The 21,629-nt window shown below is 73.7% G+C and carries 23 protein-coding genes; 6 read left to right on the top strand and 17 right to left on the bottom strand.

From position 1 onward, the window contains the following. The first annotated feature begins 44 nt into the window (after positions 1-44). Positions 45-1,304, top strand: a complete 1,260-nt coding sequence (locus ACFPL3_RS17105; RefSeq protein WP_343944030.1) for a glycosyltransferase — start codon at positions 45-47, stop codon at positions 1,302-1,304. On the opposite strand, the gene ACFPL3_RS17100 is transcribed toward ACFPL3_RS17105, so the two are convergent. From ACFPL3_RS17100 to ACFPL3_RS17070, 7 genes are read right to left on the bottom strand one after another with little or no spacing between them, the layout of a single operon-like run. Continuing rightward, positions 1,280-2,020, bottom strand: coding sequence for a GntR family transcriptional regulator (locus ACFPL3_RS17100; protein WP_343944031.1), 741 nt, complete (start codon positions 2,018-2,020; stop codon positions 1,280-1,282). The two genes, ACFPL3_RS17105 and ACFPL3_RS17100, sit on opposite strands and share 25 nt — an antisense overlap. A 4-nt stretch (positions 2,021-2,024) precedes the next feature. Next, positions 2,025-2,804, bottom strand: a complete 780-nt coding sequence (locus ACFPL3_RS17095) for an urease accessory protein UreD (RefSeq protein ID WP_379589311.1) — start codon at positions 2,802-2,804, stop codon at positions 2,025-2,027. A gap of 3 nt (positions 2,805-2,807) precedes the next feature. Then, the gene (ureG, locus tag ACFPL3_RS17090) at positions 2,808-3,515 is read right to left on the bottom strand and encodes an urease accessory protein UreG (RefSeq protein WP_343947131.1); all 708 of its coding nucleotides are present in this window, start codon (positions 3,513-3,515) and stop codon (positions 2,808-2,810) included. Continuing rightward, on the bottom strand, positions 3,505-4,170 hold the full coding sequence (locus tag ACFPL3_RS17085; protein ID WP_343947130.1) for an urease accessory protein UreF: 666 nt from the start codon (positions 4,168-4,170) through the stop codon (positions 3,505-3,507). The genes ureG and ACFPL3_RS17085 overlap by 11 nt, the downstream gene beginning before the upstream one ends. Continuing rightward, positions 4,170-5,885: an urease subunit alpha gene (locus tag ACFPL3_RS17080; RefSeq protein ID WP_343947129.1), complete on the bottom strand. Its 1,716-nt coding sequence runs from the start codon at positions 5,883-5,885 to the stop codon at positions 4,170-4,172. The genes ACFPL3_RS17085 and ACFPL3_RS17080 overlap by 1 nt, the downstream gene beginning before the upstream one ends. Beyond that, positions 5,882-6,205: an urease subunit beta gene (locus ACFPL3_RS17075; RefSeq protein ID WP_343947128.1), complete on the bottom strand. Its 324-nt coding sequence runs from the start codon at positions 6,203-6,205 to the stop codon at positions 5,882-5,884. The genes ACFPL3_RS17080 and ACFPL3_RS17075 overlap by 4 nt, the downstream gene beginning before the upstream one ends. Beyond that, positions 6,205-6,507, bottom strand: coding sequence for an urease subunit gamma (locus ACFPL3_RS17070; RefSeq protein WP_343947127.1), 303 nt, complete (start codon positions 6,505-6,507; stop codon positions 6,205-6,207). Before ACFPL3_RS17070 ends, ACFPL3_RS17075 begins: the two co-directional genes overlap by 1 nt. Positions 6,508-6,713: 206 nt before the next feature. Between ACFPL3_RS17070 and ACFPL3_RS17065 the strand changes: the two genes are divergently transcribed. After that, positions 6,714-7,472, top strand: coding sequence for a hypothetical protein (locus ACFPL3_RS17065; protein WP_379589307.1), 759 nt, complete (start codon positions 6,714-6,716; stop codon positions 7,470-7,472). A 34-nt stretch (positions 7,473-7,506) separates the two neighbouring features. Here ACFPL3_RS17065 and urtE read toward each other — a convergent pair whose 3' ends face one another. The 6 genes from urtE to ACFPL3_RS17035 form a co-directional block, all read right to left on the bottom strand. Next, positions 7,507-8,199, bottom strand: coding sequence for an urea ABC transporter ATP-binding subunit UrtE (gene urtE / locus ACFPL3_RS17060; protein WP_343947125.1), 693 nt, complete (start codon positions 8,197-8,199; stop codon positions 7,507-7,509). Continuing rightward, positions 8,200-8,976 (bottom strand): urea ABC transporter ATP-binding protein UrtD, encoded by a 777-nt coding sequence (gene urtD / locus ACFPL3_RS17055; protein ID WP_343947124.1) that lies wholly within the window; start codon positions 8,974-8,976, stop codon positions 8,200-8,202. Further along, positions 8,976-10,049: an urea ABC transporter permease subunit UrtC gene (gene urtC, locus ACFPL3_RS17050; protein ID WP_343947123.1), complete on the bottom strand. Its 1,074-nt coding sequence runs from the start codon at positions 10,047-10,049 to the stop codon at positions 8,976-8,978. Before urtC ends, urtD begins: the two co-directional genes overlap by 1 nt. Beyond that, the gene (urtB, locus tag ACFPL3_RS17045; RefSeq protein WP_343947122.1) at positions 10,046-10,930 is read right to left on the bottom strand and encodes an urea ABC transporter permease subunit UrtB; all 885 of its coding nucleotides are present in this window, start codon (positions 10,928-10,930) and stop codon (positions 10,046-10,048) included. The genes urtC and urtB overlap by 4 nt, the downstream gene beginning before the upstream one ends. 1 nt (position 10,931) lies before the next feature. Beyond that, positions 10,932-12,191, bottom strand: coding sequence for an urea ABC transporter substrate-binding protein (gene urtA, locus ACFPL3_RS17040; RefSeq protein ID WP_343947121.1), 1,260 nt, complete (start codon positions 12,189-12,191; stop codon positions 10,932-10,934). Between the two features lie 94 nt (positions 12,192-12,285). Beyond that, positions 12,286-13,026: a hypothetical protein gene (locus tag ACFPL3_RS17035; RefSeq protein ID WP_343947120.1), complete on the bottom strand. Its 741-nt coding sequence runs from the start codon at positions 13,024-13,026 to the stop codon at positions 12,286-12,288. A gap of 55 nt (positions 13,027-13,081) precedes the next feature. Here ACFPL3_RS17035 and ACFPL3_RS17030 point away from each other — a divergent pair, with 55 nt between their 5' ends. Then, positions 13,082-14,362 (top strand): adenylosuccinate synthase, encoded by a 1,281-nt coding sequence (locus tag ACFPL3_RS17030; RefSeq protein ID WP_343947119.1) that lies wholly within the window; start codon positions 13,082-13,084, stop codon positions 14,360-14,362. Between the two features lie 406 nt (positions 14,363-14,768). Here the strand turns inward: ACFPL3_RS17030 and ACFPL3_RS17025 are convergent, their stop codons facing one another. From ACFPL3_RS17025 to nth, 4 genes are read right to left on the bottom strand one after another with little or no spacing between them, the layout of a single operon-like run. Beyond that, on the bottom strand, positions 14,769-15,965 hold the full coding sequence (locus tag ACFPL3_RS17025) for a MarP family serine protease (RefSeq protein ID WP_343947118.1): 1,197 nt from the start codon (positions 15,963-15,965) through the stop codon (positions 14,769-14,771). Positions 15,966-15,984: 19 nt separating this feature from the next. Further along, positions 15,985-16,680, bottom strand: coding sequence for an NUDIX hydrolase (locus tag ACFPL3_RS17020; protein ID WP_343947117.1), 696 nt, complete (start codon positions 16,678-16,680; stop codon positions 15,985-15,987). Then, positions 16,677-17,321 (bottom strand): TlpA family protein disulfide reductase, encoded by a 645-nt coding sequence (locus ACFPL3_RS17015; RefSeq protein ID WP_379589302.1) that lies wholly within the window; start codon positions 17,319-17,321, stop codon positions 16,677-16,679. The genes ACFPL3_RS17020 and ACFPL3_RS17015 overlap by 4 nt, the downstream gene beginning before the upstream one ends. Further along, positions 17,318-18,049, bottom strand: coding sequence for an endonuclease III (gene nth / locus ACFPL3_RS17010; protein ID WP_343946306.1), 732 nt, complete (start codon positions 18,047-18,049; stop codon positions 17,318-17,320). Before nth ends, ACFPL3_RS17015 begins: the two co-directional genes overlap by 4 nt. Positions 18,050-18,346: 297 nt before the next feature. Here nth and ACFPL3_RS17005 point away from each other — a divergent pair, with 297 nt between their 5' ends. From ACFPL3_RS17005 to ACFPL3_RS16995, 3 genes are all read left to right on the top strand, one after another. Then, complete coding sequence (locus ACFPL3_RS17005) at positions 18,347-18,598, top strand: hypothetical protein (protein ID WP_343946304.1); 252 nt, start codon at positions 18,347-18,349, stop codon at positions 18,596-18,598. 146 nt (positions 18,599-18,744) lie between these two features. Beyond that, positions 18,745-19,419, top strand: a complete 675-nt coding sequence (locus ACFPL3_RS17000) for a Crp/Fnr family transcriptional regulator (RefSeq protein WP_343946303.1) — start codon at positions 18,745-18,747, stop codon at positions 19,417-19,419. Between the two features lie 970 nt (positions 19,420-20,389). Further along, entirely contained in the window at positions 20,390-21,628 is a 1,239-nt protein-coding gene (locus tag ACFPL3_RS16995) for an MFS transporter (protein ID WP_343946302.1), read from the top strand. The last annotated feature ends 1 nt before the right edge of the window (position 21,629 follow it).

Here is a 21,629-nt window from a genome sequence, read left to right as displayed (position 1 = left end):
AGCGCGCGATAAGGTGTTCTTCCCTCGTCGTCGAAAGCAGCGGAGTGCGCGTCCTCATCTGCGCCGTCGGGTCCCGCGGCGATGTCGTCCCGTTCACGGGTGTCGGCACGGCGCTGCGCCGGGCCGGGCACACCGTCACGATCGCGGCGCACCCCTCGTACGCGTCGATGGTCACCGGGGTGGGCTTGCAGGCCCACCCGATGCCCGGTGATCTCGGGGTCCTGCTCGACCTGCCGGAGCGGTCGACCCCCGCCTACCAGGCGGGCCGGGTGCCGCGGCTCACCGAACTGCTGCACCGCGCGGCGCACGCCACGCTCGAGGCCGCCGCCGACGCGGACCTGCTGCTGATGAACGGCTCGGCCCCGTTCGGCTACGACATCGCCGAGGCGCTGGGCATCCCCAGCGCAGGGCTCTACAACCAGCCCATGACGCCCACCAGCGCGTTCCCGCCGATCGTGCTGCACTCCGCCCGGTCGTGGGGCGCGCGGGGGAACCGGCTGCTCGGCGAGCTCGGCCTGCGCAGCATGATCCCGTTCCACCGGGCCGGTGACCGGCTGCGCCGGGAGTTGGGGCTCCCGCCCCGCTCCGTGGGGGCCACCGCCGCGCGTCAGGCCCGCGAGGGCTGGCCGATCCTGCACGGCTACAGCCCCGCGGTGCTCCCCCGTCCCGACGACTGGCGTCCCGGCCTCGAGGTGGTCGGCTACTGGTGGCCCGAGCCGGTGGCGTGGGAGCCGCCCGCGGAGCTCACCGAGTTCCTCGCCGCCGGGCCACCGCCGGTCCTCGTCGGGTTCGGCAGCATGGCGGGTGGTCACGGCGCCCGGTTGCTGCCGCTCGTGGTGGCCGCTCTGCGCGCGGCCGGGGCGCGGGGGATCCTCCAGGCCGGTCGCGCGGGCCTGGGAGCAGACGCTTCCGGCTTCGGGCCGGACGTCCTCGCGATCGGGGACGCCCCGCACGAGTGGCTGCTCCCGCGGGTGGCCGCGGTCGTGCACCACGCGGGGGCCGGCACCACCGGGGCCACGCTGCGGGCGGGCGTGCCGTCTGTGCCCACCCCGGTGTTCGCCGACCAGCCGCTGTGGTCGAAGCGGCTCGTCGAGCTGGGTTGCGCGTCCGAGGTGATCCCCTTCCGCAAGCTGGGGGAGGAACGCCTGACCGCCGCGCTGCGCGCGGTGCTGGAGCCGCGCCACCGCGAGGCCGCGCAGGCGATGGCCCGGCGGCTCGCCGACGAGGACGGCACGCGCGCGGTGGTCGAGCTGGTGGACCGGATCTCCGCGAGCGGCGATCAGGGGGACACGGCGGTCGGGTGACCGGGCTCCGCCGCGTCGGTCCTGGTGGCGTGCGCGGAGACCGTGTGGCGCAGGTGCGCGTGGTGCCGCGTCGCCTCCTCGCCGAGCGCAACGGCGTCCGCGGCCACGAACGCCGCGAGCATCCGCTCGTGCTCGGCGTGCAGGCTGCGCCGTTCCTGCGGCGGCACCTGCGCCATCGGGCGGTGCGGCTCGGTGAGGTTCCACGCCGACTCGAGCATCGCCTGCAGCCTGCCCATCCCGGCGGGCACCACGAGCGCGAGGTGGAACCGCCGGCTCTCCCGGTGGTACGCGCGGCCGTCACCGTCGTCGATCGCCGCGGCGGTGGCGGCGTGGGCGCTGCGGGCCCGGTCGTGGTCGTCGGGGCCCGCGCGGGCCACGGCGGCGGAGAGCGCGGCCTGCTCCAGCACCCCGCGCACGACGTACAGCTCGTCGAGCTCGGTGCTGGTCAGCCGGGCGACCGTGTAGCCGGCCCGCGGCCGGTGCTCGACCAGGCCCTCCCCGACGAGCGTCTTCAGCGCCTCGCGCACCGGGATGACGCTCACCTCGAACAGCGCGGCCACCTCGTCGCACGGGATAGCGAGACCGGGCGGGGCGTCACCGGCGAGGATCACGCGGCGCAGCTCGCCCAGCACCGCCTCCGGCGCGCCTGCCCGGCGGGAGCGGGCGAGCGAGGCGACGAACGTGGTGGCGTCCTCGGGCAGCCTGCGCCGGCTCATGGGCTCACCGTAGGGCCGCGGAGGTGCGCAGCGCCGTTGTCGACCACCCCGGGTGGGCGGCCGCGGCGGCGGCCAGCGCGCGCCGGGCCGCCACCGCGTCCGGGCCGACGGCCGAGGCCAGGCAGCCGCGGCCCGGGAGCGGGCACAGCGACCACCAGTCCCCGGCCACGGCGTCGGCCGGATCCTCACCCCACACGAGGACCTCGGTGCCGAGCACCCGCCGGCCGGCCAGGTGGGCGGCCGAGCCCTGCAACCCGGCGTCGCCCAGCTCCTGCTCCTGCACGAGCAGCGGCCGCGTGCCGTCCCGCACGTGGACGAGCCCGCGGTACCGGCCGGACGGCTCCCCGTTGCGGCCGGCCACCAGCACGTCGCGGCAGCGCAGCCGGGCCCCGTCGCCGAGCTCGGCGTGCAGCTCGGTGTGGTGGTCGGCGCGGGCCGTGACCACGGTCGGCTCGGGCAGGAACTGCAGGCCGGCGCCCTCGGCCACCCGCAGCCGCACCACGAGCCTGCTGGGCCGGCCCGCCTGCCCCGGCAGGGCCAGCGTGGCCGCCACGCCGGTGAGCTCCAGGTCGGCGCCCGGCCCGATCTCCACGTCGAGCGCCACGTCGTCGCCACCCAGCGGGCTCGAGGCCGAGCCGATCATGTGCACGGTGGCCGCTGCCGAGCGCGCGGCGGCGGCGCCGCGCTGGGGCAGCAGCGTGAGCGGCGGCTGCGAGCGCAGCTCCCGCACCACGCTGCGTCCGTCGGGACCGCGTTCGACGACGACCCGTGCCCGTGCCCGCATCGATCAGACGAGCGCGCGGACGGCCGCGACCTGCGCGAGCACCCACTCGGCTACGGCGGTGGCCGCGGGGTCGGCCACCAGCGACTGCGCGATCACGGGCAGTTCGCCCCGCATGCGGTGCGCGTCGGCGGTCATCACGTCCAGGTCGGCGCCGACGAGCGGCGCGAGATCGATCTTGTTGATGACGAGCAGGTCGGCGGTGGTGACGCCCGGACCGCCCTTGCGCGGCACCTTGTCGCCACCCGCCACGTCCACCACGAAGATCTGCCGGTCCACCAGGCCGCGGCTGAACACGGCGGTGAGGTTGTCGCCGCCGCTCTCGACGAGCACCAGGTCGAGGTCGCCGAACCGCTCCTCGAGCAGCTCGATCGCGTCGAGGTTGGCGGTGATGTCGTCGCGGATCGCGGTGTGCGGGCAACAGCCGGTCTGCACGGCCTCCACCCGCTCGGGCGCGAGCACGGCGCTGCGGCGCAGGAAGTCGGCGTCCTCCGTGGTGTAGATGTCGTTGGTCACCACGGCGAGGCGCAGCCGTTCGCCCAGCGCGCGGGCCAGCGCCGCCACCAGCGCCGTCTTGCCGCTGCCGACCGGCCCGCCGATGCCGATGCGCACGGCGCGGCCCCGGGGTTCCACGGGGACGTGCAGGTCCGGCTCGGACTCGGTGGGGTCGAAGCTCACGAGGTGGCCGTGGCCGTGTCCGTGGTCAGCTGACAAAGAGACGCACCTGCTCCCGGTGGTGGTGGACGTGGGCCTGGGCCATGAGGTCGAGCACCGGCGCGCCGGGTGCGGGGAGCCGCTCGGGCCTGCGGGGGACGGTGGCCTCGGCGACCACCGCGTCGAGCACGGGGCCCAGCGCCACCACCGCGGCGTTCACGGCGAACGGGTCGAGGCCGAGCAGCCGCACGGCGGCCGACGCCGGTCCGCTCACGGACAGGTAGGCCGCGCAGTGCGCCGCCTCGGCCGGCGGGCCGCCACTGAGCCCGACCACCGCCCCGACCAGGAGCGGGTGGTGCGGCCGGGGGTGCACGGCCACCAGCACGTCCAGCACCGGCGACGGCCAGGCCACCCGGGCCGCACGCAGGGCCGCCCGGCCCTGGGCCCGGGACGCCTCCCGCTGCGCCACCGCGGGCGTGCGGGCGTCCAGCTCCGCGTCGAGCAGGCCGAAGGGGGCATCGGGCACGGCGGCCGCCGCGGCGAACGCCGCTGCCGTGAGCCCGGCCGTGCGCAGCCGCCCGAGCAGGAACGGCGCCAGGTCGGCGGTGCCCGTGACGAGCCCGCGGGCCACCGCCTCCTCCAGCCCGCCCGAGTGGACGTGCCCGCCACCGGGGAACCGGGCGTCGGCGAGGGTGAGCGCGGCGAGCGAGGGCATCAGAAGAGGAAGTAGCGCTGGGCCATCGGCAGCACGTCGACGGGCGCGGGTTCCACCAGCTCGCCGTCGATGCGCACGGCGAACGAGTCGGGGTCGACCCGGACGTCGGGGGTGGCGTCGTTGGCGACCATGTCCGCCTTTCCCACGGACCGGGTGTCGGCCACCGCGAGCGCGGGCTTGGACAGGCGCAGGTGGTCGAGACCGGCGTCGAGGGCGGCGGCGGCCACGAAGTTGCGGCTGGTCTCGGCGGCCACCAGGGGCGCCGCCCCGAACATCGGCCGCGGGAACACCGGCTGTGGGGTGGGGATCGACGCGTTGGCGTCGCCCATCTGCGCCCACGCGATGAAGCCGCCCTTGAGCACCAGCTCCGGGCGCACCCCGAAGAACTTCGGCTCCCACAGCACGAGGTCGGCGAGCTTGCCGACCTCCACGGAGCCGATCTCGCCCGCCATGCCGTGGGCGACCGCCGGGTTGATCGTGTACTTCGCGACGTACCGGCGGGCCCGCAGGTTGTCGGCGCGCCCGTCGCCGGGCAGCGCACCGCGCGCGGCCTTCATGACGTGCGCGGTCTGCCAGGTCCGGATGATCACCTCGCCGATCCGGCCCATGGCCTGGGAGTCGGAGCTCATCATGGAGATCGCGCCCAGGTCGTGGAGGTGGTCCTCGGCCGCGATCGTGCTGGGCCGGATGCGGCTCTCGGCGAAGGCGAGGTCCTCGGGCACCCCGGGGTTGAGGTGGTGGCAGACCATCAGCATGTCGAGGTGCTCGTCGATCGTGTTGACGGTGTGCGGTCGCGTGGGGTTGGTGGACGACGGCAGCACGTTCGCCGCGGCCACCACCTCGATGATGTCCGGGGCGTGCCCGCCACCTGCACCCTCGGTGTGGAAGGCGTTGATGGAGCGGCCCGCGATCGCGGCGAGGGTGGAGGAGAGGAAGCCGGCCTCGTTGAGGGTGTCGGTGTGGATCGCCACCTGCACACCGGACGCGTCGGCCACCCGCAGGCAGGCGTCGATCGCCGCGGGCGTGGTGCCCCAGTCCTCGTGCAGCTTGAACCCGCCCGCACCGGCCCGCAGCTGCTCCCACAGCGCGTCGGCGCTCGTGGTGTTGCCCTTGCCCATGAGCAGCACGTTGATCGGCAGGTGGTCCAGGGCCTGCAGCATCCGCCCGATCGCGCGCGGCCCGGGCGTGACGGTGGTGGCCTTGGTGCCCTCCGCCGGGCCGGTGCCGCCGCCGGCGAGGGTGGTGATCCCCGCGGCGAGCGCGGTGTCGACCAGGCCCGGGGTGATGAAGTGGACGTGGCAGTCGATGCCGCCCGCCGTGAGGATGCGGCCGTTCCCGGCGATCACCTCGGTGGACGGGCCGATCACCAGATCGGGGTCGACGCCGTCCATCGTGTCGGGGTTGCCGGCCTTGCCGATGCCGACGATCCGCCCGTCGCGCACCCCGACGTCGGCCTTGACCACGCCCCAGTGGTCGAGCACGACGGCGCCGGTGATCACGAGGTCCGGCACGCCGTCGGCGCTGGTGCGGGCCGACTGGCCCATCGACTCGCGGATGACCTTGCCGCCGCCGAACAGCACCTCGTCGCCGGACGCCGCGCCACGGCTGCGGTCCTCGGTGATCTCGATCAGCAGGTCGGTGTCGGCGAGGCGCACCCGGTCGCCCACGGTGGGGCCGAACAGGTCGACGTAGCGGTCGCGTTCGATCGACGTCACTCCGGACCCCTCTCGTCGAGTGCGCCCGCGTACTCGGTGCGCAGGCCCGGCACCTGCCGGGCGCCCGCCAGCGGCACGAGCACGACCTCGCGCTCGACGCCCGGCTCGAACCGCACCGACGTGCCTGCCGGGATGTCGAGGTGCTTGCCCCACGCGGCCGCGCGGTCGAACTCCAGGCCGGGGTTCACCGCGGCGAAGTGGAAGTGCGAGCCCACCTGCACGGGGCGGTCTGCGGTGTTCGTGACCACGAGTGCCGTGCGCTCGCGGCCCGGGTTCAGCTCGACCGGCTCGTCGCCGGGGAGCACCTCGCCGGGAACCATCAGACGATCGGGCTGTGGACGGTGACGAGCTTGGTGCCGTCCGGGAAGGTGGCCTCGACCTGAACCGAGTCGAGCATCTCACCCACGCCTTCGAGCACGTCGTCCTTCGAGAGCACTTCTCGTCCGCTCGACATGAGCTCTCCGACGGTGCGCCCGTCGCGCGCGCCCTCCAGCACGTGCTCGGTGATCAGGGCGACGGCCTCGGGGTGGTTCATCCGCAACCCGCGTGCGCGGCGGGCCCGTGCGACGTCGGCGGCCACGTGGACGAGCAGCTTGTCGCGCTCCTGGGGGCTCAGGTGCATGCCCGCCATCCTCACCGCGAATTGTTACTCGGGTGCTGCGATCATGTTTCCGCCGCAGGCGCGCCCTACCCGCGCGTGACGCGCCGCATCCGACCGGGTCGGGCGCCGATCACCCGATCGTGAGATGGTGCGGCGATGAGCGAGCGCCAACGAGCGAACCATGGGCACCCGGCCCGCGCCCGGCACGCGAGCTTGGGGGCAGGGCGTTGAGCGAGCCGACCCGGTGGGGTCCGCCGGGCCACGGCGCGCCACCGCACCCGACCGCTCCCCACCCGACCGGCCCCGCGCCGATGCGCCCGCCGCCCCCGGCGGCGCCGGACCGCACGGCGTTCCTGCCCACCACGCCGATCCCCACGGTGCGCGCCGAGGTGCCCCCGGCCCCCACCCGCAGAGCTCCCCTCGCCGACGAGTACCACGACGGGTACGGCGACAGCGACTACGACGACCGGTACGACGATCCCCGCGACGACCGCCCCGCCAGGCGCGAACCCAGCCGCCCGCGCACGCGCGGGCAGATCTTCGCCGGCCTGGTGCTGCTCCTCGCGCTGGTCGTGTCCGCGCTGATGTACTACCTGACCTACCAGACGCTGGCCTCGGTCGACATCGTGTCGTCCGACCCGCTCGCAAGTGTGGGGAGCCAGGCGGCGAGCCTGGTCGGGGTGATGTTCGGCGCGCTCGTGGTGTTCGTCCTCGCCGTGATCGCGCTCGTGATCGCCCGCCCCAAGGCGATCGCAGGCCTCGGGCTCGCCGCCTCGCTGCTGCTGCCGGTCGGCGCGCTCGTGCTCGGCCTCTGGTACGGCGGCTCGGTGCTGCGGCAGAACGTCGAGAGCGACATCGCGCAGGCCGGTCCGGAGATCGCGGCGCAGGGCGCGGCCGCGGCGGCCGACGCCATCGTGGACGAGCTGGAGAACCGCGGGATCGACGCCGGGCCGCTGCGCGACCTGATCACGTCCGCGGTGGGGTAGGTCCTCCGATCACCCGGTACCGCCGATCACGCTCCTAGATCGCCATCGCGGAGCGCACGTCGGTGACCGAGTCGGTGCCGCCCCGGCCCTCGGCGCTCACGCGCCCGGAGGCGAGCACGTAGTAGTGGCCCGCGGCGTCCAGGGCGAAGCCGACGTGCTGCTCCACCAGCAGCACCGACAGCCCGCCGCGGCGGGTGAGCGCCAGGATCGCCTCCTCGATCTCGGCCACCACGGAGGGCTGGATGCCCTCGGTGGGCTCGTCGAGGATCAGCATCCGGGGCTGTGTGATCAGCGCGCGGGCGATCGCGAGCTGCTGGCGCTGCCCGCCCGACAGCAGGCCGGCCCGCCGGCCCAGCAGGTCCTTCAGCGCCGGGAACAGGTCGAGTGCCTCGTCGATGCGGGCTCTGCCGTCCCGCTTGGTGTCGGCGACGACCTGCAGGTTCTCCAGCGTGGTCAGCTGCCCGAACGACTGCTGGCCCTGTGGCACGTACGCCAGGCCGCGGCGTACCCGCTGGTGGGCGGGGATACCCGTGACGTCCTCGCCGTCGAGCAGGATGCGGCCCGACCGGGTGGGCAGCAGCCCGACGGCGGCGCGCAGCAGGGTGGTCTTGCCCGCGCCGTTGTGGCCCAGCACGGCGACCACCCCGTCGGCCGGCACCGCGACGGTGACGCCGTGGATCACCGAGGTGCGGCCGTAGCCGACGTCGACGTCGGTCATGGTGAGCATCTACTGCACCTCCCCGAGCACGGTCTCTACCTCGGCCCGCGAGTGGTGCCCGGGCCCGAGGTAGACCTCCTGCACGCGGGGGTCGGCCTGCACCTCGCGCACGCTGCCCTCTGCGAGCACCTTCCCGGCGTGCAGCACGGTGACGGAGTTGGCGAAGGAGCGCATGAAGTCCATGTCGTGCTCCACCACCACGACCGTGCGGTCGGCGCCGACGCGCCGCAGCAGCCGCCCGGTCTCGTCCTTCTCCTCGGCGCTCATGCCGGCCACGGGTTCGTCGAGCATGAGTAGCCGGGCGTCCTGCACGAGCAGCATCCCGATCTCGAGCCACTGCTTCTGGCCGTGGGCGAGCACCCCGGCGGGGGCGTCGACCAGGTCGGTGAGGCCGATCGTCTCGAGGGCCTGCTCGACCTCCTCCGGCACCCCCTTGCGGCGCCGCAGGAGCGTGCCCGGGCCACGCCGGTGGCCTGCGGCGATGTCGAGGTTCTGCAGGACCGTGAGCTCCTCGAACACGGTGGCCGTCTGGAACGTGCGGCCCACGCCGAGCCGGGCGATCCGGTGGACCTTGAGCCCGGTGAGCTCGTGCCCGCCGTAGCGGACCGAGCCGGTGGCGGGCACCAGCCCCGACACGGCGTCGATGAGCGTGGTCTTGCCCGCGCCGTTGGGTCCGATGAGGAACCGCAGGTCACCGGGCAGCACGGAGAGGTCCACGCCGTCGACCGCCACGAACCCGTCGAAGCTGACGGTGAGATCGGAGACCTCGAGGTAGTCGCGTTGCATCAACTGCCTCCCGACGGCGCCGGAACGGGTTGCGCGGCCGCCGCGGGGCGCGCCGGCCGCGTCCGCCGCCATGCCAGCGACGCCAGGCCGCCGGGCAGGAACGCGATCACGAGCATGAACAGCAGGCCCTGGGCGTAGGTCCAGCCCGACGGGAACTGCTCGGACAGCGTGCTGCCCGCCCACGCCACCGCGATCGCACCCAGCACCGGGCCGAAGAGCGTGGTGCGGCCCCCGATGGCGACGCCGATGAGCATCCCGATCGAGGGCACGATCCCGACGTCGTTGGGCGAGACGATGCCGACGATCGGCACGAACAGCGCACCGGCGATGCCCGCGGTGAACGCGGCCACGACGAACGCGGCCGTCTTGACGGTGGCCGGGTCGTAGCCGAGGAAGCGCACGCGTTCCTCGGCATCGCGGCAGGCCACGAGCAGCTCGCCGTAGCGGCTCACCATGAGCTGACGGGCCAGCGCCAGCAGCACCAGCAGCACGCCCGCCGCCGTGAAGAACAGCACGAGGCGGTTGGCGGGGTCGGCGAGCGCGAAGCCGAAGAACCCGCGGAAGCCCGACAGGCCCGTGGAGCCGCCGGTGCCGGTGGGGTTGCCGATGAGCAGGATCGCGAACGCCGCGGCGAGGGCCTGCGACAGGATCGCGAAGTACGCGCCCCGCACCCGGCGCCGGAACGTGGCCAGCCCCAGCACGGCGGCGACGGCCGCGGGCAGCAGCAGGATCGCGAGCAGCGTGACGACCTCGGAGCGGAACGGTTCCCACCACCACGGCACGCCGTCCGACGAGATCAGCGCCATGAAGTCCGGGGTGCCGCCCGGGCCCGCGTCGGCGAGCTTGAGGTGCATCGCCATCAGGTAGGCGCCCATCCCGAAGAACACGCCCTGGCCGAGCGTCAGCATCCCGCCGCGACCCCACGCCAGCCCGATCCCGACCGCGACGATCGCGAAGCACAGGTATCGGCCGAGCTGGTCGAGCCGGAACGGGGACAGGGCGAGCGGCGCCACGACGAACAACAGCAGCGCGGTGCCCGCGAACGCCGCGGGCACCGCCCACCGCCTGCTCATGCGAGGCTCCTCGTCCGCACCGTGAAGATGCCCTGCGGCCGGACCTGCAGGAATGCGACGATCAGCGCGAACACCAGCACCTTCGCGATGGACGCGGTCGTGGAGTACTCGATCCAGCTCTGCGCCACGCCGAGCAGGAACGCGGCGATCACAGCCCCCTTGATCTGGCCGATGCCGCCCACCACGACCACGAGGAACGCGTCGACGATGTACGACGTGCCGAGGTTGGGCGAGATGGAGCCCATCAGCGTGAGGGCGACCCCCGCGACGCCGGCCAGGCCGGACCCGATGAAGAAGGTCAGCCGGTCGGTGGCGCGGGTGGAGATCCCGGAGGTCTCCGCGAGCGGGCGGTTCTGCACGGTGGCGCGGATCCGGCGCCCGAGCGCGGTGTAACGCAGCGCCGCGGCGAGCGCGAGGAACGCCGCCACCGCGAGCAGCAGGATGAACAGCCGCGTGCGCGGGAACGAGAACCCGAGCACCTCGACCGGCCCGGACAGCCACTCCGGAGCGGGCACGTCCACGCCCGCCGTGCCGAAGACGTCGCGGGCGAGCTGCTGCAGCACCAGCGACACACCCCACGTGACGAGCAGGGTGTCCAGCGGCCGGTGGTACATGCGGCGCAGCAACAGGGCCTCCAGCACCACCCCGAGCACGCCGCCCACCGCGAACGCGATCGGCAGCGACACCAGCAGCGACAGCCCGGCCGCGCCGAGCAGGTTCTGCGTGACGTACGCGGTGTAGGCGCCCGCCATGATGAACTCGCCGTGCGCCATGTTGATCACGCCCATCTGGCCGAACGTGAGCGCGAGGCCCAGCGCCGCCAGCAGGAGGATCGAGCCGCCGGACAGGCCGTTGAAGACCTGCGTGACGAGCGTGTCCACGTCAGCTCGCCAGCCCGGACGCCCACGGGTAGGTGGCGAGGTACGGGTCGGGCTCGATAGGCGCGCCCGAGGTCCACTCGGTGTGGATGAGGCCGTCGGCGCCGATCTTGCCGATCAGCGCGGTCTTGGCGATGTGGTGGTTCTCGCCGTTCACCGTGACGGTGCCCTCGGGGGCGTCGTGGCTCACGCCGCCTGCGGCGGCCTGCACGGCGGCGACGTCGAACGAGCCCGCCTTCTCGACCATGCCCTTCCAGAGGAACAGCGAGGTGTACGCGGCCTCCATCGGGTCGGACGTCACCCGGTTGGCGCCGTACGCCGCCTTGAAGGCCTCGACGAACTGCTGGTTCGTGGGGGTGTCGATCGTCTGGTAGTAGTTCCACGCCACCGGCTGGCCCACGATGTTGTCCACGCCGATGCCGCCGACCTCCTCCTCGGCGATCGACACGCTGAGCACGGGCATCGCGTCCGGGGTGAGCCCCAGGTTCTTGTACTCCTTGAAGAACGCGACGTTGGAGTCGCCGTTCAGGGTGTTGAACACCGCGCCCGCGCCGGCGTCGCGCACCTTGGCGACGATCGTGGCGAAGTCGGTGTGGCCGAGCGGGGCGTACTCCTCACCCCGGATCTCGATGCCGTTCGCCGCCGCGTACGCCTTGATGATCTTGTTGGCGGTCTGCGGGAAGACGTAGTCGCTGCCCACGAGGAACAGGCTCGTGACGCCCTGCTCCTTCAGGTAGTCCAGGGCCGGGATGATCTGCTGGTTCGTGGTGGCGCCGGTGTAGAAGATGTTCTTCGACGACTCCAGGCCCTCGTACTGCACCGGGTAGAACAGCAGCGAGTTGTTGCTCTCGAACACCGGCAGCATCGCCTTGCGCGACGAGGACGTCCAGCCGCCGAACACCGCGGCTACGCAGTCGCTGCGGATCAGCTTCTGGGCCTTCTCGGCGAAGATCGTGGGCTCCGACGAACCGTCCTCCGCCACGATCGACAGCTGCTTGCCCAGCACCCCGCCCGCGGCGTTGATCTGCTCGGCGGCCAGGGAGAGCGCGTCGAAGACGGTGTTCTCGCTGATCGCCATCGTGCCCGACCGCGAGTTGAGGAACCCGACCTTCACCTCGCTGCCCGACGTGTCGACGCAGGACGGAGCGGCGGCCGCGCCACCGCCACCGGGGGTGTCCACCCGGGCCCCGCAGGCGGACAGCACGAGGCCGACGGTCAACAGGGCGGCGGCCCGGATGGCTCGGCGAGAGCGGGAAACGGTCACGGGCGGTTCCTTCCGAGAACGATGGCCTCGGCCGAACGTAGGAACGCGATGTTTCGCCCGTGATCAGTTCAGGTGAACACGATGTGTCCCGGCTTCACCGACCGTCGCCGCCGGGGCGGACGAGCAACCAGTCGGAGGTGTGCCGGTACCAGGTCCTCCGCGGCACCGGGCGCGGGTGCGGAACCCCGTCGGCCACCACGATCGCGGGCTCGCAGCCGACCTGCACGGCCCGGCCCAGTGCCGAGCCGGTGCCCCGGGGCGCCCGCGCAGGCACGGCCCGCACCCGCCCGTCCGGGGTGCGGCCGCTCCATCCCGCCCGCACGGCGATCCCGCGGGGCCCGGGGGCGACGACGAGCCGGCGCGCCCGCCCGCGCAGCACGAGCGTCTCGTCGCAGTAGCACTCGCCGCGGACGTCGTGGATCTCACCGCGGCCGACGAGCACGCCGCCGGTGTCGTCGCGCACGAGCGGCACGGGCTCCGCCGACCCGGCCACCGCGAGCCGCGCCGCGGCGTCGCCGGTGGGCAGGCCCCACGCCACGGTGACGGGCGAGCGCGCGTCCGGCAGGTACGCCACCTCGACGTCCAGCCGCTCGGTGCGCAGCAGCCGCAGCAGCACCGCGGCGAGGTCGGCGTCGGTGCCCGCGACGACCACGCGGCGCGGCGCGCGCTCGGCGAGAACGGGGTCGAGGTCGGTGCGTCCGGGCCGGGCGGGCAACGCCACCGACTCCAGGGCAGCGAGAGGACCACCGGGGCGACTACCGTGCACGGGGAGCCGCCGGGCCTGCCCCTGATCGGAGCAGGTCAGCAGCACCACGTCCGAATCGATCGGGCTCACTGATCGGTTACCCTTCCCCGCCGCGGACGAGGCGCGGCCAGGACTGGAGTTTCACATGCCGGCGATCGTGCTGATCGGCGCCCAATGGGGCGACGAGGGCAAGGGCAAGGCCACCGACATTCTCGGTAGCCAGGTCCAGTGGGTGGTCCGTTACCAGGGCGGCAACAACGCGGGACACACCGTGGTGCTGCCCGACGGTCAGGACTTCGCCCTGCACCTGATCCCGTCCGGGATCCTCACGCCCGGCGTGAAGAACGTGATCGGCAACGGTGTCGTGGTGGACCCCGGCGTGCTGCTCGAGGAGCTCTCCGGCCTCGAGGCCCGCGACGTGGACACGAGCAACCTTCTGATCAGCGCGGATGCACACTTGATCATGCCGTACCACGTGGCCATCGACAAGGTCACGGAACGCTTCCTGGGCAAGGCCAAGATCGGCACCACCGGGCGCGGCATCGGCCCGGCCTATCAGGACAAGGTGGCCCGCGTCGGCGTGCGCGTGGCCGACGTGCTCGACGAGAAGATCCTGCACCAGAAGGTCGAGGCCGCCCTCGACTACAAGAACCAGGTGCTGGTGAAGGTCTACAACCGGCGCGCGCTGCAGGTCGACCAGGTCGTCGACACCGTGCTCGCGCACGGGCGCAAGTTCGCCGACCGGATCGCCGACACCCGGCTGCTGCTCAACAAGGCCCTCGAGGCCGACGAGACCGTGCTACTCGAGGGATCGCAGGGCACGCTCCTCGACGTCGACCACGGCACCTACCCGTTCGTCACCAGCTCGAACCCGACGGCGGGCGGCGCGGCCGTCGGCTCGGGCATCGGGCCGAACCGGATCACGCGCGTGATCGGGATCCTCAAGGCCTACACCACCCGCGTCGGCTCCGGACCGTTCCCCACCGAGCTGCTCGACGCGATGGGAGACCACCTGCGCAAGGCGGGCGGCGAGGTCGGGGTCACCACCGGCCGTCCGCGCCGGTGCGGCTGGTTCGACGCCGTGATCGGCCGCTACGCCGCCCGCGTCAACGGCATCACCGACTTCTTCCTCACCAAGCTCGACGTCCTCTCCGGCCTGGAGACGGTGCCGATCTGCGTCGGCTACGAGGTGGACGGCCGGCGGGTCGACGACATGCCGATGACCCAGACCGACGTGCACCACGCCCTGCCGGTCTACGAGGAACTGCCGGGCTGGTTCGAGGACATCTCGGACTGCCGCAGCTTCGACGACCTCCCGGCCAACGCCCGCGCCTACGTGGAGCGGATCGAGGAGCTCACCGGGGCGCCGGTGAGCGCCATCGGCGTCGGGCCCGGGCGGGAAGAGACGATCACGCGCGACGTCTGAGGGTCTTCGCCGGGGCAGGGCCGGGGCGAACACGAGCAGTACCGCCACCACGACGAGCAGCCCGGCGGCCACCACGCCTGCGGGTGTGGGCAGCGGTGGCCGGTGCGGCCAGCCCAGCAGCATGACGCCCGACGCCGTGGCGATCGCCCCCGCCAGCACGGGTGCGGTCGCCATCAGCGCCGCGAGTGATCGAGATCTCGCGCAGGTCACGGTGTTTGACTCGACCGAACACCTCCGGGCGTTGCACCGATCGGCGGTGCGTGAGGGCCCGGGGTGAGCGTCGTGACCGGATGCGCATCTCGGCCCCCAGAACGGGAGACTCGCCCCACTCCGCGCGAGTCTCCCGTTTCGCCGGCTGAGTTGCGCGTTCCGGGGGGGGGGGGCGAGGTGCGCGTTCCGGGGGGCGTCAGGCGGCGCAGCTGCCCGTGTCGACCTCGCGCCGCAGGTTGCCCGCCGCCTGCACCGCGCCCGACACCTGGTCGACGGTGAGCACGAACCCGGTCTCCTGGTCGTCGAGCGCGGCGCCGAACACCACGCCGATCACGCGGCCGTCCGGTGCGATCATCGGTCCGCCGGAGTTGCCGGAGCGGACGACGGCCCGCACGGTGTACACCTCGCGCGTGACCTCGCCGTCGTCGTAGATGTCCGGGCCCTTGAGCCGGATCAGCGAGCGGACCTTCGCGGCGGTGGCCGTGTACGGGCCGTCGAGCGGATAGCCGACGATGATCGCGTCGTCGCCCGCGGAGGCGGCCGTGGTGTCGAACGGCAGCGGCTCGGCGTCGAGATCGGGCACGCGGAGCACGGCGATGTCCACAGCCGGGTCGTACAGCACCACCTCGGCGTCGAGCTCGCGCACGCGCCCGCGCCGCCCGACGACCTCCACCCCCGTCTCGGCGGTGCCCGCCACCACGTGCGCGTTGGTCATCACCAGCTCCGGCGCGATCACGAAGCCGGTGCCCTCGAGCTGGCGGGCGCAGGACGGCGCGCGGCCGCGGACCTTGAGCACGCTGCTCGCGACGTCCTCGACGATCGGGCTCTGGGCGAGCCGGGCGTCGGGCGCGCCGACCTCGGTGATCGGGGTCTCGGCGAACGGGCTCAGCACGTCCGGGAAGCCGGAGTTGTTGAGCAGCTGCCGCAGCTCCTCGGGCAGCGCCTTGGCCGCGTCGGGCATCACGTTGTCGACGGCGCGCAGCACCTCGGAGCCGCGCACCCCCGCGGCGAGGCCGGGGAAGCTGGCGGAGGCGAGCGGCAGCGCGACGAGCCACGCCGCCACGACCACCGTGATCGCCTGCAGCACCGAGCCCAGCGTGGAGTCGACCTGCAGGGACCGCTGCCCCGTGATGCGGTCGCGGATGCGCCTGCCGAAGAACACGCCGGTGGTCTCGCCGAGCGCCACCAGCAGCACCACCACCACGATGCTGACGATCACGCGCGTGGTGGGCGCCTCGACGCCCGCGGCGAGCAGCGGCGCCAGCCGCACACCGAGCACCGCGCCCGTGAGCACGCCGACGAACGACAGCAGCGCGACGGCCATGCCGTGGCGCCACCCCGACACGGCTGCGATCAGCGCGAGGAGGACGACGACGAGATCAACCCAGCTCACGTCGCCCCTGCCCCCACCCTCACGATCCTGCGATCTCCTGCCGGCCGGCACGGGCTGCCGACCACGCTGCGTCGAGGTCCATCACCCGAGTGGTGTCCCACGGTCGCGCCCATCCGCCCCGATCCAACAGCGCGGACAATAGGCCCCCCGTGAAACCCCATACGAGCAACCCCGCCGTGACGAAAGCGGGTCCGGTGAGCCCGGACGGGTGACGTACGCGGATCCGGTGGGCCGGGTCGGCGAGCGTGGCGAGCGGAACGCGCACGACGTCGGCGGTCTCTCCCGGATCGACGGCGTGCACCGCCACCGGCCGCGCCCAGTGGGCGAGCACCGGCGTGACGACGAACCCGGACGGCGGCACGAACAGGTCGGGCAGCAACGCGAGCGGCACCACCCCCCGGGGCTCGACGCCTGCCTCCTCCTCTGCCTCCCGCAGGGCCGTGGCCACCGCGTCGGTGTCGCCGGGGTCGGCTCCCCCGCCGGGGAAGGCCACCTGCCCGGCGTGCTGCCGCAGCGTGCTGGCCCGCTCGACGAGGAGCACGTCCGGGCCGTGGTGGGCGTTCTCGCCGAAGAGCACGAGCACGGCGGCGCGCCGCCCGGGGGTGGGCGGCGGCATCCGGTGGCGCATCAGCTCCGACGCGTCGACGCCCTCGACGCGCGACAGCAGCGGCCGCAGCCACTCCGGGGCCTGCTCGGGCTGCAGCGATGCGCTCACGAGAGCCGCTCCACGGCGGCGGCCACCTCGTCGGCCGTGCGGAACGGGGTGGGCGGGTCGACCCGGGTGACCGTGCCGTCGGCACGCACAACGTACGACGCGGGCAGCGCGGGCGGCACGTCGAGCGCCGCGCGCAGGGTGCCGTCCGGATCGGTGACCGACGGCAGCGCCACCCCGAGCTCGGCGAGCAGCGTGAGCGCGGCGCGCGGGTCGTCGCGCACGTCGACGCCGAGCACCGGCACCGCGCCCGGACGCTGCGCGTACGCGGCGAGCGCGGGCAGCTCCTCCCGGCAGGGCACGCACCAGGACGCCCAGACGTTGACGAGCGCCGGGCGGCCGGCGAGCGCCGCCCCGACGTCGACCGGACCGGGCACGCCCAGGCACGGGGCCGTGACGCCCGCGAGCGGGCCGGCAGGCGGCGCGCCGGTGGGGGACGGGCACGGCACCGACCCGGCCGCCGCGCGCGGTGCCGCCAGCTCGGCGTCGGAGACCTGAACCTGCTCCGGGGGCACGGGACCGGCCGCGGGCTCCGTGGCCGCGCGCGGCCACAGCGCGAACACGGCGGCTGCGGCGAGCACCGCGACGACCACCGTGGTGACGACCTCCGAGCGCCGCACGCCGGTGCCGCGAGGATCGGTCACGGGGCGTCGGCGTCCTCACCGCCGGCCGCGGGAGGCGCTTCGTCGTCGGGGATGCCGACCATGGCGAGCAGGTGCGGGCGCGAGGGGCCCTTCACCAGCTTTGCGGCCTGGACCTGGTCGGTGGGGCCGGTGCCGAAGGCGGGGCAGTCGGTGCCCAGCGAACACGCCCCGCACGCCGGTTTGCGCGCGTGGCAGACGCGCCGCCCATGGAAGATCACATAGTGGGACACCATCGTCCAGTCGCGCTTCGGCACGAGCTCGCCGATCGCGTGCTCGACCTTGACCGGGTCCTCCTCGGTGGTCCAGCCCCAGCGCCGGACCAGGCGGCCGAAGTGGGTGTCGACGGTGATGCCCGGGATGCCGAAGGCGTTGCCGAGGATCACGTTGGCGGTCTTGCGACCGATCCCGGGCAGCGCCACGAGCTCCTCGAGCGTGTGCGGCAGCACGCCGTCGTGCTTCTCGACGACGGCGGTGCCCATCCCGATGAGCGAGTTGGCCTTGTTCCGGAAGAACCCGGTGCTGTGGATCATCTCCTCGAGCTCCGCGCGATCGGCCTGCGCGTAGTCGAGCGCGGTGGGGTACCGCTTGAACAGCGCCGGTGTGACGGAGTTGACCAGCTTGTCGGTGGACTGCGCGGACAGGATCGTGGCCACGGCGAGCTCGAGGGGCGTGGTGAAGTCGAGCTCGCAGTGGGCGTCGGGATGGGTGGCGGCGAGCATGCGCAGCATCCGCGCGACGCGCCGGGACCGCCCGAGCGCGGGCTCCCCCGCGGCGACCCGCTTGGCGAGCCGGGCGGCGCTGCGCGGCGTGGCGATCGGCACCGGGGTGGCGGCCTCGGGAGCGGCGGGCGTGGCACCCCGCTGAGGTGCGCTGCGGGAGGCGGTGGTCACGTCGTCGAGACTACGGAACCGTCCCGACAGCCTGTGACGGCGCCGGACCCGACGGTCACGAAATCATAACGGGATGGGAACTCGTCGACCCCCGTGGCGAGTCGCTGCCCGCGGTGCGAGACCATCTGACGCGACATGACTGCCTGGTTGTCCGTCCTCGTGCCGCTGCTGGTGATGTTCTTCGCCCTCGGGATGGAGCGCGTCGAATCCCGGCTGCGGGAGACCACTGTGCGTCCCGAAGAGGTCGAGGAGCTGCTCGAGCGGCCCCGGCCCGACGAGGTTCGTGCACTCTTCCGGCAGGGATCCGGCCGAGCACTGGAGCTCTTCCGGCTGCGCAACCGCGGGCTGCGGGGGCGCAAATCCGCCCGGCGCAACAAGGCGGCTTGACCGGCTGCGCGGGCGAGACCGGGTGAAACTGCCCGGTCGGGCAACGAATTCGACGGCGACGGCGTCACACAGGGTGCGAGCAACCCCTAGACTGACCGGCCGGTGATCCGGTCGCGGGGCCGCGACCTGGGACGAGGAGCGACGCAGTGGACGAGGTGCTGATCCGCGCAGGGATCTTCCAGGGTGTTGAGCCGCACGCGGCCGAGGCGCTGGCCCAGGCGCTCGAGCCCGCGGACTTCCCGCGCGGGCACGTGATCTTCGCGGAAGGTGAGCCGGGCGACCGGCTGTACATCGTGGGCAGCGGCAAGGTGAAGATCGGGCGCAAGTCGCCCGACGGCCGCGAGAACCTGCTCATGGTGGCCGGGCCGTCGGACATGTTCGGCGAGCTGTCCATCTTCGACCCGGGCCCGCGCACGTCCTCGGCCACCGCGGTCACCGAGGTCCGCACCTTCACGATGGACCGCCCCGCTCTGCGGGAGTGGATCGGCAAGCGCCCCGAGATCGCGGAGCAGCTGCTGCGCGTGCTCGCCCGTCGTCTGCGGCGCACCAACAACGCACTCGCCGACCTCATCTTCACCGACGTCCCCGGGCGCGTCGCGAAGGCGCTGCTGCAGCTCGCGCGCCAGTTCGGCTCCCAGGAGTCCGGGCTGCTGCGCGTCACGCACGACCTCACGCAGGAGGAGATCGCCCAGCTCGTCGGGGCCAGCCGGGAGACCGTCAACAAGGCCCTCGCCGACTTCGCCCACCGCGGCTGGCTGCGCCTGGAGGGCAAGAGCGTGCTGATCCTCGAGCCGGAGCGCCTCGCCCGCCGCGCCCGCTGACCGCCCGCGGCGCCTGATCGTCGCGGAGAGCCGCACAAGGGGGCTCCCGAGGAGGCGCTGAGGTACGGCTCGGGCCCGGTGGCCCGCCTGGGAAGTACCTCGCGGTGGGCGCCGCGGCAGTCCTGTGCTGCTCGGGCCCGGGTGGGTGCTCGCACACAACCTCTGGTGCTCACACACCGACTGCAATCGGTGTGTCGGCGCCACGATCGGTGTGTCGGCGTCCGCGGTGATGGGCGGCCGGTGCTGGCACACCACCTCTGGTGGTCGCGCATCGACTGCAATCGGTGTGTCGGCACCGAAGTCGGTGTGTCGGCGTCCGCCGTGTCCGCTGACCGCGCGCGGCGCCTGGTCGTCGCGGCGAGCGGCACAAGGGGGCTCTCGAGGGGGCGCTGAGGTGCGGCTCGGGCCCGGGTGGGTGCTCGCACACGACCTCTGGTGCTCACACACCGACTGCAATCGGTGTGTCGGCACCGCAGTCGGTGTGTCGGCGTCCGCCGCGCCCGCTGACCGCCCGCGGCGCCTGATCGTCGCGGCGAGCCGCACAAGAGGGCTCCCGAGGAGGCGCTGAGGTACGGCTCGGGCCGGGTGGTCCGTCTGGGAAGTACCTCGCGGCGGGTGCCGCGGCAGTCCTGTGCTGCTCGGGCCCGCCGGGTGCTGGCACACCACCTCTGGTGGTCGCGCATCGACTGCAATCGGTGTGTCGGCACCACGATCGGTGTGTCGGCCTCGCCACGTTGGGCGGCCGGTGCTGGCACACCACCTGTGGTGGTCGCACATCGACTGCAACTGGTGTGTCGGCACCACAACCGATGTGCGGGCCACGCCGGCCCCGGCGGCCAGGTGCTCACTCGCCCCATCGACCGCACCGAGCCGCGCGCCGCGGTCCTCGGGACCGCGGTGAGGTGCTGCTCGATCTCCGTCGGCGAAAAATAGTGGTACGGCCGTACCAAATCGTGCGACGCTGGTGGCCATGTCGTCCTCAGCGTCGCTCGCCGACTACCGCGCCGCCCTCACCGCTCCGGGTGCGGCGGTGCCGGTGCTCGCCTCGGCCGTCGGCCGGTTCCCGATCGCGATGCTGCCTCTGGCGACGCTGCTCTACGTCCAGCGGGCGACCGGGTCGTTCGCCGCGGCGGGTCTGGTGTCCGCCGGGCAGATGATCGGGGTTGCCGCCGGTTCGGTGGCCCAGGGGCGCGTGGTCGACCGGCTGGGGCCGAGCCGGCCGTTGCAGGTGATCGTGGTGCTGTTCGTGCTGGCGGTCGGAGCTCTGGTGGCCGCCGTCGAGAGCGCGCAGCCGCTGCCCGTGGTGGTGGTGCTGGCCACGGTGGCCGGGGCCGTCCGGCCGGCGCTGGAGGGCGCGTCCCGCTCCTTGTGGACCACGCTCGTGCCCCCGGGCCCCACGCGCGCGGCTGCACTGACGTACGAGGCGATCAGCCTCGAGGTCTTCTTCATCCTCGGCCCGGCCATCGCCGCGTTCCTCGTGGCGGCGCCGTGGCCGGGGCTCGGCCTGGCGGTGGCCTGCACCGCGATGTCGCTCGGCGCGGGCGCGTTCGCTCTGAGCCGCCCGGCCCGCGGCATCGGGCACGCGCCGGCCCGCGAGGGCGTGTCGCTCCTGGGTGCGCTCGCCCGGCCCGGGATGCGCACGGTGGCGGTGGCCGCGCTCGGATTCGGGCTGGTCATCGGGTCGGTTGAGGTCGGAGTGCCCGCGGTCACCGCGGCGGTCGGCTCGCCCACCCTCGGCGGGGTGCTCCTGTCGGCGTGGTCGATCTCTTCGGTGCTCGCCGGTGTGCTCTACGGCATGCGCCCGTGGCCCCGCCCGCTGCACCTGCGGATGCCGGCGCTGCTCGGCGGCTTCGCGGTGCTGGTGGCCGCAATGGCGCTCGTCGGGCCCACCGGTTCGCTGGCGGTGCTCGTGATCACGATGGTCTTCTCGGGCGCGCTGATCACCCCGCAGGTCACCGGCCACTCCCTCGCCGTCGACATCGCGGCGCCGCCCGGGGCGGCGGCCGAGGCGTTCGGGTGGGTGATCACGGCGGCCACGCTGGGCATCGCCACGGGCCAGTCGAGCGCGGGGATCGTGGTGGAGCAGTTCGGCCCGGCCGCGGCCTTCGTGTCCGGTGGGACGGCCGGGGTGGTGCTGGCGGCGGTGCTGTGGCTGCGGCGGGCCACCCTGCTGCCGCGGCCCGCGCAGCCGTCCGCCGCGGTGGCCTGAC

The sequence above is a fragment of the Pseudonocardia zijingensis genome, assembly GCF_042657305.1.
GTDB lineage: Bacteria > Actinomycetota > Actinomycetes > Mycobacteriales > Pseudonocardiaceae > Pseudonocardia > Pseudonocardia zijingensis.
This window is presented reverse-complemented; position numbering and strand designations above follow the sequence as displayed.